The sequence below is a fragment of the Streptomyces sp. NPDC006643 genome (genome assembly GCF_042870175.1).
GTDB lineage: Bacteria > Actinomycetota > Actinomycetes > Streptomycetales > Streptomycetaceae > Streptomyces.
Genome location: NZ_JBIAHA010000004.1, coordinates 81585 through 95134 on the forward strand (window position 1 = coordinate 81585; position 13550 = coordinate 95134).

The 13550-nt window shown below is 73.0% G+C and carries 10 protein-coding genes; 2 read left to right on the top strand and 8 right to left on the bottom strand.

Annotated elements, in window-relative coordinates; genetic code table 11:
* Window positions 1-127 precede the first annotated feature (127 nt).
* The 3 genes from ACFYNU_RS07145 to ACFYNU_RS07155 all read right to left on the bottom strand — a co-directional run bounded on the left by ACFYNU_RS07145 (window position 128) and on the right by ACFYNU_RS07155 (window position 4076).
* Window positions 128-412 (bottom strand): hypothetical protein, encoded by a 285-nt coding sequence (locus ACFYNU_RS07145; RefSeq protein WP_356584973.1) that lies wholly within the window; start codon window positions 410-412, stop codon window positions 128-130.
* 404 nt (window positions 413-816) lie between these two features.
* Window positions 817-3105, bottom strand: coding sequence for a serine/threonine-protein kinase (locus tag ACFYNU_RS07150; protein WP_356584974.1), 2289 nt, complete (start codon window positions 3103-3105; stop codon window positions 817-819).
* Window positions 3087-4076, bottom strand: coding sequence for an oxygenase MpaB family protein (locus ACFYNU_RS07155; protein ID WP_356584975.1), 990 nt, complete (start codon window positions 4074-4076; stop codon window positions 3087-3089). Before ACFYNU_RS07155 ends, ACFYNU_RS07150 begins: the two co-directional genes overlap by 19 nt.
* Before the next feature lie 99 nt (window positions 4077-4175).
* Between ACFYNU_RS07155 and ACFYNU_RS07160 the strand changes: the two genes are divergently transcribed.
* Window positions 4176-5696, top strand: a complete 1521-nt coding sequence (locus ACFYNU_RS07160; protein WP_356584976.1) for an ATP-dependent DNA ligase — start codon at window positions 4176-4178, stop codon at window positions 5694-5696.
* Window positions 5697-5807: 111 nt separating this feature from the next.
* Here the strand turns inward: ACFYNU_RS07160 and ACFYNU_RS07165 are convergent, their stop codons facing one another.
* Together ACFYNU_RS07165 and ACFYNU_RS07170 are read right to left on the bottom strand one after the other, a co-directional pair.
* Window positions 5808-6476: a response regulator transcription factor gene (locus tag ACFYNU_RS07165; protein WP_356584977.1), complete on the bottom strand. Its 669-nt coding sequence runs from the start codon at window positions 6474-6476 to the stop codon at window positions 5808-5810.
* Window positions 6473-7678 (bottom strand): histidine kinase, encoded by a 1206-nt coding sequence (locus tag ACFYNU_RS07170; protein WP_356584978.1) that lies wholly within the window; start codon window positions 7676-7678, stop codon window positions 6473-6475. The genes ACFYNU_RS07165 and ACFYNU_RS07170 overlap by 4 nt, the downstream gene beginning before the upstream one ends.
* A gap of 184 nt (window positions 7679-7862) precedes the next feature.
* Between ACFYNU_RS07170 and ACFYNU_RS07175 the strand changes: the two genes are divergently transcribed.
* Window positions 7863-8765: an SDR family NAD(P)-dependent oxidoreductase gene (locus ACFYNU_RS07175; protein WP_356584979.1), complete on the top strand. Its 903-nt coding sequence runs from the start codon at window positions 7863-7865 to the stop codon at window positions 8763-8765.
* Window positions 8766-8848: 83 nt separating this feature from the next.
* Here ACFYNU_RS07175 and ACFYNU_RS07180 read toward each other — a convergent pair whose 3' ends face one another.
* The 3 genes from ACFYNU_RS07180 to ACFYNU_RS07190 form a co-directional block, all read right to left on the bottom strand.
* On the bottom strand, window positions 8849-9901 hold the full coding sequence (locus tag ACFYNU_RS07180; protein ID WP_356584980.1) for a phosphatidylinositol-specific phospholipase C domain-containing protein: 1053 nt from the start codon (window positions 9899-9901) through the stop codon (window positions 8849-8851).
* Between the two features lie 184 nt (window positions 9902-10085).
* Complete coding sequence (locus ACFYNU_RS07185; RefSeq protein ID WP_356584981.1) at window positions 10086-12014, bottom strand: NAD-binding protein; 1929 nt, start codon at window positions 12012-12014, stop codon at window positions 10086-10088.
* A 236-nt stretch (window positions 12015-12250) separates the two neighbouring features.
* The gene (locus ACFYNU_RS07190; RefSeq protein WP_356584982.1) at window positions 12251-13513 is read right to left on the bottom strand and encodes a methyltransferase; all 1263 of its coding nucleotides are present in this window, start codon (window positions 13511-13513) and stop codon (window positions 12251-12253) included.
* Window positions 13514-13550: the final 37 nt, after the last annotated feature.

Genomic DNA, 13550 nt, shown 5'->3' on the forward strand with positions numbered 1-13550 from the left:
TCCTTGTCCGGACGGGCCGGATGCCGGTGAGGAAGGTGAGGAGGCGCGAAGAGATAAGAGGGCAGGGCGAGGCGCGCGGGACGTGGAGACGACGCGTACGGGAAACCCGTACGGGAGACGCGGACGTTCAGCGCGTGCTGTCGGCCCGCCGACAGCCGAGGGCGGTGAAGTGGTGGGCCCGGAAGGCGTTGACGCGCTCCCGCCCGGCGGCGCCGCGCGCCACTGCCCGAACGGTCGCCGTGGCCGTCGGGTCCGGCGCCGTACGCGGATCGAGCCCACCACGGGGCACGGACCCGTCGTACGACACGGATCCGGGGAGCACACCACCGGGGCCGCGGACGCCTGTCGCCACGAGTGGGCCGGTTGGTTCACCCGGAGCGACGAGCAGGGGCGGCCGGACACGTTCGGCCATGCCCGCGATCGTCGCAAGCGGGTGGCGAGGGGTCAACGGCCTGGGGTTACGCGCGTATGGCAGTCGTGCGAAGCCTGCCCGGACCGCCCGGCGCCAGACGGCGTACGAGCCAGTCCGCCCAGTCCGCTCTCCATGCGTACAAACCCCGGCCGAGCCCTCCGGCGGCGGAGTGGCACGAGGCCTCCCCCGCCGCGATCGGCCTGAGTCCCGGGCGCCCGGACCGGCCCGTGGTCCGCCTCCTCGGTGACGACTTCCCGCACCGCGGCCCGCCACAGCGTCCCGGTCACCTTCGTGGTGTGCACCGAAGCCACCGGACCGCGCCTCGTCGAGATCCTCCAACGCTGACACCACGGCAAGCCGGCGTACCGGGAGGAGTTCCCTCCCGCGCGCCCGAAAGGCGCGTTTTAGCGCCGTCCCGCCTCGCGCTGCTGGCGCAGCGCCGCCACCCGGCGGTACAGCTCCACCGCCTCGCCGCCCCGGCCGAGTTGTTCCAGGCAGTGCGCCTCGTCGTTGCGGCTGGCGAGTGCGTCGGGGTGGTCCGGGCCCAGGACCCGTTCGCGGGACTCCGCCACCGTGCGGTAGACCGCCAGGGCGTCGGACCAGCGGCCCAGCCAGCCGAGGCCCACGGCGACCTCGCGGCGGCTGACGAGGGTGTCCGGATGGTCGGGGCCCAGGACCCGCTCGCGGATCGCGCACACGTCGCGGGACTCCACCAGGGCTTCCTCCCAGCGGGCGAGCCGCCCGAGATTCACGCCCAGCCCGTGCCGGGCACGCAGCGTCTCGGGGTCGGCGGGGCCGTGTACGCGGGTGCGGTCGTCGACGAGGCGGCGGTACAGCTCCAGGGCCTCCTCGCTGCGACCGAGCCTGCCGAGGCTTATGCCGACCTCGTAGCGCGCCGCGAGGCTGTCGGGGTGGTCGGCGCCGAGCGCGTGGGTGCGGTCGGCGGCCACCTCGTGGTACGTCTGGAGCGCTTCCGTCCAGCGGCCGAGCATGCCGAGCGCGTACGCGACCTCGTACCGCGTGACCAGCGTGTCGGGGTGGGTGGCGCCCAGCACCCTGGCGCGGGCCGTCGCCACGTCGAGCGCCATCCGGTACGAGTCCTCGATCCGGCCGAGCCGGCTGAGGTTGAACGCGAGGTTGTGGCGGCAGCGCAGTGTGTCGGGGTGGTCGGCGCCCATGGTGCGTTCACGGGACGCGAGGACCGCCGCGTACACCTCGTGCGCCTCGAAGTGCCGGCCGAGCTGACCGAGGACGTACGCCGTCTCCTGACGCGCGGCCAGGGTCTCCGGATGGTCGGGGCCCAGAGCCCGTTCGCGGCCCTCCGTGACACGGACGAACTCCCGTAGCGCGTCCGCCGTGCGGCCGGTCCTGCTGAGCGTGAAGCCGACCTCGTAGCGGCTGCCGAGGGTGTCGGGGTGGTCGGGGCCCAGCGCGTGTTCCCGCTCGGCCGCGACCGAGCGGTGCACCTCGCCCGCCTCGTCCCAGCGGCCGAGCCTGCCCAGGCTGAGGCCCGCGCTGTGCCTGCTGTTGAGCACGGCGATGTGCTCGGGCGAGGGCGTGGGGCGCTCGGGGCGCGCGTAGCCACCGGTCGTGGCGCCCGTCGGCCCCGACGGTGTGGTCCATTCGCCGGTGAGCCCCGCCGTGTGGTCGGGCGGCGTGACGCGCGGGCCGACGGAGCCGGTCGCCTTGTGGCCGATCGTCATGCCGTGCGTCCAGGAGGGCAGCCGGGCGCCCCGCGTGTCGGGACCACCGGCGGCATGCCCGTGGGACGTGGAGCCGGACGCCGACGGCGGGTGCGCGAACATCGGCGGCAGGGTCGGCGGGCGGCCCTCCTGGCCGGAGATGGAACGGGCCGCGATGATCCGGTGCCGCAGCGCGGTCGCGTCCGCCGGACGCTCGTCGGGCGTCTTCGCCAGCAGATCGGCCACGATCCGCTCCAGGAACTCCGGCAGCTCCGAACGGTGCCTGCGCAGCGGCAGGGGCACGGTGTCCCGGTGCCCGACCAGCACGGCCCACGCGTCGTCCAGGTCGAACGGCGGCGCACCGGTGGCGATCTCGTACAGCACACAGCCGAGCGAGTACAGATCGCTGCGATGGTCTATGTGACCGCCGCCGATCTGCTCGGGCGACATGTAGTGCGGGGTGCCCATGGCGATGCCCGTGCCGGTGAGCTTGGAGGTGAAACCGATGTCGTGGCCGAGCCGCGCGATGCCGAAGTCGCAGATCTTCACGGCCCCGTCGGTCAGCCGCATGATGTTCGCGGGCTTCAAGTCCCGGTGCACGATGCCCTGTTCGTGCGTGTACGCGAGCGCGTCCGCGACCTGCTCGGCGATGTCGACGACGTCGGGCACCGGAAGCGGGCCCTGTCCGCCGTCCTCCAGGAGCTGGCTGAGATTGCGTCCTTCGAGCAGTTCCATCACCAGATACAGCACACCGTCGTGCTCGCCGAAGTCATGGACGACGGTGACGCCCCGGTGCTGGAGGGCCGCGGCGGTGCGCGCCTCGCGGCGGAAGCGTTCACGCAGGACGCGGGTGAAATTCTGATCCTGCTGCGGGCCGACCGGCTTGAGGCACTTCACGGCGACGTGCCGGCCGAGCGACTCGTCCCTGGCCCGCCACACCTCGCCCATGCCACCGCGCCCGATCAGATCGAGCAGCCGGTACCGGCCCTGGATCAGACTCGTTTCCGCCATCGCCCGCCGTCGCCCCCGTCGCCTCGCTGCGCCCTCCCCGGCCCGTCCAGTATGGCCGTCCGCCCGCCGAGTTCGGCAGCCTGTCTCCTGAGTTCGCGTGTGCGGGGCCGGGCGCCCCGCCCGAGTCTGGCCATCGCGCCTCTGATGTGGCCCGGCGGGATACGGCGGCGCAGCCACCCGGGCACGGCGCGCAGGAGCCGCCCGGTGACGACGAGCCGGCGGGTGACCCGCCGTGGCGCGGGGGCGGGTCTGCCGTACAACTCGTGGGCGTAGCCCGGCAGTGAGTCGTACGCGAGGGCGGAGACGCGGCGCCACAGCACGGCGCGGGCGGGGACGAGCATCGGGGGTACGGGGGGACGGCGGAGGAAGTCGTCCACCTCCCGTGACTCGGGGCCGCCGGCCAGCTCGGGTCGTACCCGTTCGAAGTAGGCGGCGAGTTCGGCGCGGTCGGCGGGTACGCGCGCCGGATCGAGCCCCACGAGGCGGGCGCCCTCGCGGTGTTCGTCGATGTAGCGGTCGGCCTGGGCGTCGCTGATGGGGAGGCCGGAGCGGCGCAGCACATGCAGATAGGAGTCGACCTCGGCGCAGTGCACCCAGAGCAGCAGGTCCGGTTCGTCGACGCCGTAGCGCTCGCCCGTCGCCGGGTCGGTGACCTTGATGTGGGTGTGGACTCGGCGGACGCGGGCGCCGGCCTTCTCGGCGGCCTCGGTGGTGCCGTAGCTGATGGTGCCGACGAAGTTGGCGGTACGCCGCAGCCGTCCCCAGGCGTCCCGGCGGAAGTCGCTGTTCTGTATGACGCCGCGTACGGCGCGCGGGTGCAGGGCCTGGAGGTAGAGCGCCCGGATGCCGGCGATCCACATCATCGGGTCGCCGTGGAGCTGCCAGGTGACCGAGCCGGGGCCGAAGAGGCCGGGGTCGCCGTCCTTGGGGAGAGAGGTGTCCCTCGTCCTGTCCGTGCCCGCGTGTCCCACCGTGGCTCCCACCTCCGTTGCCGGCCGGACTGCCCAGGTTAGGGGATGCTCCGCCGCTCCTGCCGGGCGCGTGGGCGCCGGGCGTTGCAGGATGGGCGCATGCTGCTGGCCACGCTCGCCCAAGTCTCACGGGAGGTCGCCGCGACGTCGGCGCGGTCCCGCAAGATCGCCCTGCTGGCCGAACTCTTCCGCGCGGCCGGACCCGAGGACGTGCCGGTCGTCATCCCGTGGCTGGCGGGCCGGCTGCCCCAGGGGCGGATCGGTGTCGGCTGGCAGGCGCTCAAGGACCCCGTACCGGCGGCGGAGACGGCGACACTGACCATCGGGGAGGCGGACGACACGGTCAGCGCTCTGGCCGCCGTCGCCGGGCCCGGCTCGCAGGGCGAACGCCGACGGCTCGTCCAGGCGCTGCTGGGCGCGGCGACCGAGGAGGAACAGCGGTTCCTGATCGCGCTGCTCTCCGGTGAGGTGCGCCAGGGCGCGCTGGACGCCGTCGCCGGTGAGGCGCTCGCGCAGGCGACGCAGGCCCCGCCCGCCGCCGTCCGGCGGGCGGTGATGCTGGCGGGGTCGCTCCAGAGCGTCGCCGAACGGCTGCTGGCGGACGGCCCCGAGGCGCTCGCCGAGTTCCGGCTGACCGTGGGCCGTCCCGTACTGCCGATGCTGGCGGGGCCGGCCGGGAGTCTGGCCGAGGCCCTGGAGAAGCTGGGGCCGTGCGCCGTGGAGGAGAAGCTGGACGGGATCCGGGTACAGGTCCACCGCAGCGGTGACACGGTACGGGTCTACACCCGCACACTCGACGACATCACCGGGCGGCTGCCCGAGGTGACGGCCGCCGCGCTGGCGCTGGAGGGTGACCGTCTCATCCTGGACGGGGAGGTCATCGCCCTGGACGCGGACGGCAGGCCCCGGCCGTTCCAGGAGGTCGCCGGGCGGGTCGGATCGCGCACCGACGTACGGGCGGCGGCGGTGGCCGTACCGCTGTCGCCGGTCTTCTTCGACGTCCTCGCCGCCGACGGCGAGGACCTGCTGGACCTGTCGTACGCCGAACGCCGTACGACACTCGACCGGCTGGTCCCGGAGCCGATGCGGGTACGGCGGGTGGTGGTGCCCGCGCCGGAGGCGGCACAGGCGGCGGAGGAGTTCTGGCGGGCCACCCTGGACCGGGGCCACGAGGGCGTGGTGGTCAAGGCGCTCGACACCCCGTACAGCGCGGGCCGGCGCGGGGCCGGCTGGGTGAAGGTGAAACCGGTCCACACACTGGATCTCGTGGTGCTGGCGGCGGAATGGGGCCACGGCAGACGCACGGGCCGCCTGTCGAACCTCCATCTGGGCGCCCGGCAGCCGGACGGCTCATTCGTGATGCTCGGTAAGACGTTCAAGGGCCTGACGGACGCGATGCTGGAATGGCAGACGGCGCGCCTGCGCGAACTGGCCCTGGACGACGACGGGTTCACGGTGCGGGTACGCCCGGAGTTGGTGGTGGAGATCGCGTACGACGGACTCCAGCGCTCATCGCGCTACCCGGCGGGAGTGACGCTCCGTTTCGCACGGGTATTGCGCCACCGCGAGGACAAGCATGCATCGGACGCGGACACGCTGGAGACGGTGCTGGGTAGGTAGGCGAGGGGGGCGGGCGCTGCGGGCGGCGGCGGGCGGGCCGCCTGGCGTGGCTGGTGCCACGAACGGCAGGAGCCGCCAGCGCTGCGCGTCGCACGACCGCGGCCCCACCTGTCACGACGTCAGATCCCTCGCCACCATCGCCGCCTGGACGCGGTTCGAGACGCCCAACTCGGTGAGGATCCGGCTCACATGGGCCTTCACGGTCGACTCACGCAGTTGGAGCAGGTCGCCGATGTCCGCGTTCGTCATGCCGTCCGCCAGTGACGCGAGTACCTGGCGTTCCCTCGGGGTGAGCCGTGCCGCCGCCGCCCTCGCGGCCCGGGTGCGGGTCGCGTCGGGGCGGTGGAAGCGGCTGATGACCGTGCGGGTCACCGTCGGGGACAGCATCGCGCCGCCCTCGGCCACGATCCGTACCGCGCGCAGGATCTCGTCCGGCGCGGTGTCCTTCAGGAGGAAGCCCGCCGCGCCCGCCTCCAGCGCCCCGTAGACGTACTCGTCCAGGTCGAACGTGGTGAGCACGGCCACGGCCGGTGGCCACGGCAGCGCCCGCAGCGCGCTCGTCGCGGCGATGCCGTCCATCACCGGCATCCGGATGTCGACCAGCGCGACATCCGTACGGAGGCGGCTCGCCGTCTCCACGGCGGCGCGCCCGTCGCCCGCCTCGCCGACCAGTTCCAGTCCGTCGTCGGTGGCGACGAGATCGACGAGTCCCGCCCTGACGAACGGGTCGTCGTCCACGACGAGTACCTTGATCGGCCGCCGCGCAGGTATGCCGCTCACCGGACCGCCGCCCCGACGACGGCCTGCCGCAACACGCCCTCCTTGGAAGGATGCGGCGGGATGGGCAGTTGGGCCCGGAGGACGAAGCGGTCGTCGTCGGTGCGGCCGGTGGTCAGTTCGCCGTGCAGCGCCGCCACCCGTTCCCCTACGCCCACCAGACCGTAGCCGCGTGGCCCGCCGGGCGAAGTGAGCGGCGGCGGGCAGCCGTTGACGGCTCTGATCTCCACGCGGGAGTGCGCGCGCCGTACCGTGACGGTGAGGTCCACCGGTTCGCCCGGGGCATGCTTACGGGCGTTCGTGAGCGCCTCCTGGACGATGCGGTGCACAGCAAGCCGTACGGCGGCGGGCAGCGCCGCCAGTTCTCCGGTCTCGTCCACCGCACCGCGCACCCGGGTACCCGCCGCCTCCGACTCGGCGATCAGTGACGGCAGATCGTCGGCGGTGGGGCCGAGCGGTGCGGGGCCCTCGTGATCGCGCAGCGCGCCCAGCAGGTCCCGCAGGTCGTCCAGCGCGTGGGCGCTGGTGTCCCGCAGCAGGCCGAGCCGTTCCCGTACCGCGTCGGGCACCTCCGCGCCGCGCCGCTGGAGCACGCCGGTGTGCAGCACGAGCAGGCTCAGCCGATGGGCGAGCACGTCGTGCATCTCGCGTGCGATACGGGCGCGTTCGGCGAGCCGCACGCGCTCGTCGCGCAGCCGGTTCGCGGCCTCCAGGTGGTCGAGCTGGCGGGCCAGCGACCGGGCGAGCCGCCGGTGGCTGCGCGCCGCGAGGCCGAAGGCCAGCGGGACGGTGACGACCGCGCACGGCAGATAGCTGACCTGGGGCATGTTCACCAGCTCGCGGAACGGCCCGTAAGCGGCGGGTACGAATGCCAGGGCGGTGAGCCCGATCGCGACCGGCGCCGGGCGCCGCACCGTCACGCAGTACAGGGCGATCAGTACGGGCCAGAACTGGCTCTCCAGCAGGAACCCGGCCAGGGCCAGTGCGGCGACGGCGACGGGCAGCCGCCGGTACAGCGGCAGCGCGGCACAGATCCCGGCCGCGGCCAGCGCGCTCGCCGCCGCGCCGTCGACGAGTCCCGCATCGGACGTCAGGCCGTCGTACACCGCCTTGTACGACACGAGCGCGAACGCCGCGGCCCGCAGCAGCCGGCAGTGCAACAGCGTCGTCACACGATCGCGCGGCTGGGCGTCCGTTGTCGTCATCCGCCCATCGTAGGGAGCGGATCCGCCCCGCACATTCGACGAAAGTCGGTGCCGCCGGGCCGTCTTACGACGGATGTGCCGGGTGCCGGGATGCCGAAGAGTCGTCGGCGGCAGGGGACGAGTACGAGCACTCATTCGCCTACAGAGGAGGACTGTCGTGAAGGGCAGAACAGGGTCCGGGCCCATGAGCCGGCGCACCGTGCTGGGTGGCGCGGCGGCGACCGCGGCGGCCGGACTGGCGTTCGGGGCGCCGGGGGCGAGCGCCGCGGGAGTCCCGACCGCCCGACGGGGCAAGAAGGGTGGCGGCCGGTACGAGGGCAGGACCGTCCTTGTCACCGGCGCGACGTCGGGCATCGGCCGGGCGGCGGCCGTCGCGTTCGCCGCCGAGGGGGCCAAGGTCGGATTCTGCGGTCGCCGCGAGCACCTCGGTAAGGAGGTCGAGCGCGAGATCCGGGCGGCGGGTGGTGAGGCGACATTCATCAGGGCCGACGTACGTCGCCCCGCCGAGGTGAAGTCCTTCGTGGACCGGGTGGTGCGGCGGTACGACGGCCTGGACATCGCCCTCAACAACGCGGGGATCCAGAAGCCGTTCACCGATCTGCACGAGGTGACGGTCGAGGACTTCGACGACGTCGCGCTCACCAACACGCGCGGGGTGTTCCTGGCGTTGAAGTACCAGATCCCGCACATGCGGGCGCGTGGCGGCGGCGTCATCATCGTGACGGGCTCTTCCAACCAGTTCATGACCCGTTCGGGGCTGGGCAGTTACACGTCGAGCAAGGGCGGTGTGACGGGTCTCGTCCAGGCGTCGGCCATCGAGAACGGCCCGCACGGCATCCGCGTCGTGGCGCTGGCCCCCGGGATGACCGACACCCCGATGCTGGATGTCCACCGTCCCGACGGGCTGACGGACGCCGAATGGGCCGCGACGAAGGCCGAGTTTGGCAGGCAGGGGATCGACGCGCTGAAGCGCATGGCGACACCAGAGGAGATGGCGAGCGCCGCACTGGGCCTGGCCTCCCCGGACTTCGCCTTCCAGACGGGCTCCGTGGTCCTGGTCGACGGGGGTCAGCTCGCGGGGATCTGACCGGGGGGGGCCGGCCGCCAGGGGATCCGATCGGTCCGGGGACGGGTTGCGCGGCACGGGGGACCGCGCAACCCGCTCACCGGCTACTGAGCGGCGCCGCGCTCCACCACCGAGCCGAGCACGGACGGCAGCGCGTTCCAGTCCGACGACACGATGCTCGCGTGCCGCCCCGCCAGCAGCGCGACGCGGTCCCGCGCCTGCGCCTCCGTCGGGTTCGTACCGTCGATGGCGGGCGCCACCGCGTGCGCGTCCGTCATGACCACCAGATAGTGCCGCTGGTCGTACCAGGCGCTGTCGAAGCCCTCGGCGGCGTACGTGGACGCGGAGCCGTCGAAGACGACGAACCACGGCCGGATCGAGGCGTCCGTGTATCGGGTACGGGGGTCCGGGGCGGCGGCGCCGAGCACGGCGGGGAAGGCCGCCGCCTGCCCGAGCCGGCCGGCGGCGGCGAGGTCGCGCAGGTGGGTGGCGTACTCGCGGTCGGTCCACAGGGTGTCGAGGGGGTTCGCCTGCTCGACGGTGCCGGGGATCAGCTCGAAGATGAACTTGCCCGCGAGGGCGGAGCGGGCCGGCCAGCCGCGCTCCTGGACGGCGCTGTCGAGGTTGGCGTTGCCGCCGACGAGGTCGGCGGGCCGGTAGAGCGCGTCGCCGAGCGTGGAGGTGAGGAGCGCGTCGAGTGCGGCGGGGCCGCGTCCGCCGTTGTTCTGGAAGCCGTCCTTCAGCTCGACCTTGACCAGGATGGGCCGGTGGCCGGGGTTGGCGTCGTGCCAGGCCTTCATGTCCTTGAGACAGCCGGGCAGCCCCTGGTCGCGCGCCTTGGTACGGAGTTCGGCGGCGTTGGCGGCGTTGACGCAGTTGCTGTTGCTGCCGAGCGGGTTGCTGTGCGAGACCCGCCACGACGCGCCGAACACATTGGTCCACACGTCGAGTTCGAGCATCCCGGCACCGGAGTCGAGCGCGTCGGCGAAGTACGGGAAGGTCGTCTTCTCGTACGCGTTGTGGACCCCGACCCCGGTGGAAGAGGAGTACGCCAGCTGTTCGTCGGCGACGGCGGTACCCGCCTGCCCCAGCGCGCCCACCAGCGCCAGCGCCCCGGCCGCGCTCGCGGCCACCGTCGTACGCATCAGTCTTCCCATTGTTCCCGGCCTTCCCGTCATACGAGTGAAGTGACTTGAACGCTAGGCCAGTTGAGTGACGTACGGGGGGACGGAGGCTTACGCGGACCGGCACCGTACGCAGTACGGCGAGAACAGACGTACGCGATGGCCGGTATCGTTCCGGGCCGCCGCGGCGCCCCGAAGGCGGCGTCGGCCACGCCTCCTACGCCATCGGTCGTGGCGGCGCCGACTGACGGCCCATCAGTTCGGCCAGGCCACGGCGGGTCGCGGCCAGTACGACGCGGTCCTGCGCGCGCAGCACATAGCCGGGGTGCAGGTCCCAGACCAGACCGGTGGTGCGGTCCTCGTCGTGGTCGCGTCGGGTGTCGGCGAGGTCGGGGAGCCGGTCCCCCGGCGCCGCCGTGTCCAGCGCGATGATCCGCCAGGCGCCCGGTCTGAACGCCTCGGCCACGGTGCGCCCTTCGAGCCTCGGATGACCGGCCACGTCGATGGCGGCGACCAGCAGCACCTTGCGTTCGACCGGGATCGCGCCGAGGATCTGACGCCCCATCATGGCGATAGCGAAGGCCGGCGCGGCGAGCGTGGAGACGCTGCGGCTGCGGGTCAGGGCGCGGGGATGGGCGGCGCGCAGCGTCCGGTAGACGGCGGTGGCGAACTCGTCGTCGTACAGCCGCAGGGCGACCCGCAGGTCGGGTTTGACGGAGCGCGCGTACAGGGCGGCCTCAAGGTTGGTGACGTCGACGCTGGTGAGCGCGAGAAGTGCGTGCGCCCGGTGCACCTTCGCCGCCTCCAGGACGCCTTCCTGTGTCACGTCGCCGACCACCGTCGGCACCCGCAGGCTGCGCGCGAGGGCGATGCCCCGCGCCTCGGGGTCCTCCTCCACGCACACGACGGGTATGTCGAGTTCACGCAGCCGTACGAGGACCCTGCTGCCGATCTTGCCGAGGCCGAGCAGCACGATATGACCGGACAGACCGCGGGGCGGCCGGCGCAGCGCGGAGGCGTTGCGGAACGTACCGAGCGCTTCGAGCACGGCGGCGAGCAGCACCGGCAGCAGCAGCAACCCGGCCAGTCCGGACAGGAGTTGGATGATCTGGCGGTCCAGGTCCTCGCCGGTCGCGGGGTCTCCGATGGCGAACAGGTCGAGCAGGACGAGGTACGTCGCGTGCAGCGGATCGTCGTCCATGGTGATCGAGGAGGCGACGGCCAGGGCGAGTACGGCGACGGCGATCCCGGCGAACGACCAGCGCAGCCGCCGGGAGAAGAGCGAGCCGAGCGGCGCCCCGCGCCCGGACGTCCGGCGGCGTGACAGCGGCTCGCCCTCGTGGGAGACGGCCTCCAGGACCACGGTGCCCCGGCCGGTGGCCGCCGCGGTGCTGGCGTCGTCGGGCAGCAGCCGGGGTCCGTCGTGGCCGCTGCTGTCCGAACCCTCCGCGCCCGCCGGGTCGTTGGTGGTCGACGACAGCAGGGCGAGCGTGCACAGTCCGGGGTCGGCGACCTCGCCGGGGCCCGGGGGGTTGCGTTCGACGGCCCGCAGCATCAGCCCGTCGGCGCGGACGATCTTGCTGGTGCCGGCGACGGCGGTGGCCGCGAGGGCGGGTGCGGCGGTGTCGGCGTCCGAGAGCACGGTGGTGGACGCGTCGAGTGCGGCGACGTCCAGTCCAGGGACGGCGACAGCCGCCGCCTGGTCGAGCAGGTCTTCGAGATGTTGGCCGAGTTTGCGGTTGTAGAGCCGGATGACGAGGCGCAGTTGGGGGTTGAGGCGCCGGGCGGCGAGAGCTGTCCTGATGTTGACCTCGTCGTCGTCGTGGACGAGCGCGAGGGCCGCCGCCTCGGCCACACCCGCCTCCACGAGGACCTCCGTGTCGAGTTCCGGCGTCTCGATGAGCGCGGGGAGTGCGAGATCGCCGGGCCGGGCGTCGGGGCCGCCGGTCGCGGGGCCGTACGTCCGGGCCATGACCGCCGACATCCGGCCGATGAGCGCGGACGCCCGGCCGCGCCCGGTGAGCGGCGCGGGGTCCCTGCGCTCCGCGCGTACGGGTGGGACGACCAGGGTCACCTGTTCCCCGTACACCTCACGCAGCTCACCGGCCAGCCGATGACCGAGCGCGTCGTCGCCACACACGATCATGTGACCGGATTGCGGGCCGTGTTGTATCTGGGACGGAAGTTGCGGCAGTGACGTCACAGGCCCAGTCTGCCCAACGGGTCGCCAGGAAAGACAGGTTCCGGCCGGTCAGCGCGACGCACAGCACGCACCGCCGGTGGTACCGCTGCGCCGTGTACGTCGGGGGCGCCGTGTACGTCGGGGGCGCCGGGTGCGCCACCGATGAGTGGGCCGCGGCCGTGCCACTCCCCGGACAGGAGTCAGCGCCGTACGGCCCGCAGCACCACGAACTTCGGATCGCTCGCCATGACCTCGCAGTTGCCGAACAGCCGCCGCAGCTTGGTGTGGTAGCCGAGGTGCCGGTTGCCGACGACCCACAGTTCGCCGCCGGGGCGCAGTGCCTCGCGTGAGCCGGTGAACATCCGGAAGGCCGTCGCGTCGGTCGTCGCCTGGTGGCTGTGGAACGGCGGGTTGTTGAGCACGAGATCGACCGACCCGGCCGCCACGGTGGACATGCCGTCGCCGACGACGAACTCCACCGGCCCGGCGGTGTCGACGTTCTTGCGGAAGGTCGCCTCGGCGGACGCCACGGCCGAGAAGGACTCGTCGATGAATGTCAGCCGGGCCGCCGGATTGGCCACGGCGACGGCCGTGCCGACGACGCCGTTCCCGCAGCCGAGGTCGACGACATGCTCGCGGCCACGGCGTTCGGGCAGATGGCGCAGGAAGAACCTCGTACCGATGTCGAGGCGTTCGGCGCAGAAGATACCGGCGTGGTTGACCGCGGTCAGCCCCGAACCGGGACCGGCGCCCTCGGGCACGAGGTACGAGATCGGCCAGGGGCCCGTGCCCGTACGGGCGCGTTCTGCGGCGGGCGCGCAGAAGATCAGCCGCGCCTTCTTCACGGCGAGCGACGTACGCGTGGGGCCGAGGATCTGCTCGAAGAGCTTCAGCGTCGAGGTGTGGATCTCGGTGACCTTGCCGGTGCCGACGACGACGGTCCCCGGGTGGACGGCGGGCGCCAGCCGGTGCAGCTGGTCCTCCAGCAGGGACAGGCTCTTGGGGACCCGGATCAGCAGGACGTCGATCCGCTCGGGCGGTGTGTCGCGTGCCGACAGCAGCCGTACGGCGTCGGTGTCGATGCCGTTGCGCAGCAGATTGGCGCGGGTCGCCTGCTGGGTGAGGTAGGAGTCGGTGATCTGTACGGGCCGGTGCGGCGCGAGCGCGGTGGCGAGGGCACCCCACCGGTCGCCGACGACCACCACGCGGCCGGACAGGTCGACGCCGCACGAGACGCCGTCCCCGGTACCGCTCCCGGTACCGCTGCCTGCGCCGCCGTCGGCACTGCCGAAGCCCTCGGACCCGGACTCGGACCCCGACTCGGATTCGGCCTCGGCCTCGGCCTCGGCGAGATGGCGCAACAGGTACTCGTCGGCCGCGTCCCATGCCCGGAGCGTGTCACGGGGCTGCTCGGGAAAGCGGCCGAGGTCGAGATCGCCCCAGGGCGTCGTCAAACGGTTCATCGTCCGCTCAGGCTAACCGAGCGGACGGACCGCCTTC

What these genes read in the sequence shown, in the direction of transcription:
- ACFYNU_RS07185 (WP_356584981.1), bottom strand. Translation starts at nt 12,014, where the DNA reads ATGATCGTGTGTGGCGACGACGCGCTCGGTCATCGGCTGGCCGGTGAG.
- ACFYNU_RS07150 (WP_356584974.1), bottom strand. Translation starts at nt 3,105, where the DNA reads ATGGCGGAAACGAGTCTGATCCAGGGCCGGTACCGGCTGCTCGATCTG.
- ACFYNU_RS07145 (WP_356584973.1), bottom strand. Translation starts at nt 412, where the DNA reads ATGGCCGAACGTGTCCGGCCGCCCCTGCTCGTCGCTCCGGGTGAACCA.
- ACFYNU_RS07170 (WP_356584978.1), bottom strand. Translation starts at nt 7,678, where the DNA reads ATGACGACAACGGACGCCCAGCCGCGCGATCGTGTGACGACGCTGTTG.
- ACFYNU_RS07190 (WP_356584982.1), bottom strand. Translation starts at nt 13,513, where the DNA reads ATGAACCGTTTGACGACGCCCTGGGGCGATCTCGACCTCGGCCGCTTT.
- ACFYNU_RS07175 (WP_356584979.1), top strand. Translation starts at nt 7,863, where the DNA reads ATGAGCCGGCGCACCGTGCTGGGTGGCGCGGCGGCGACCGCGGCGGCC.
- ACFYNU_RS07180 (WP_356584980.1), bottom strand. Translation starts at nt 9,901, where the DNA reads ATGGGAAGACTGATGCGTACGACGGTGGCCGCGAGCGCGGCCGGGGCG.
- ACFYNU_RS07160 (WP_356584976.1), top strand. Translation starts at nt 4,176, where the DNA reads ATGCTGCTGGCCACGCTCGCCCAAGTCTCACGGGAGGTCGCCGCGACG.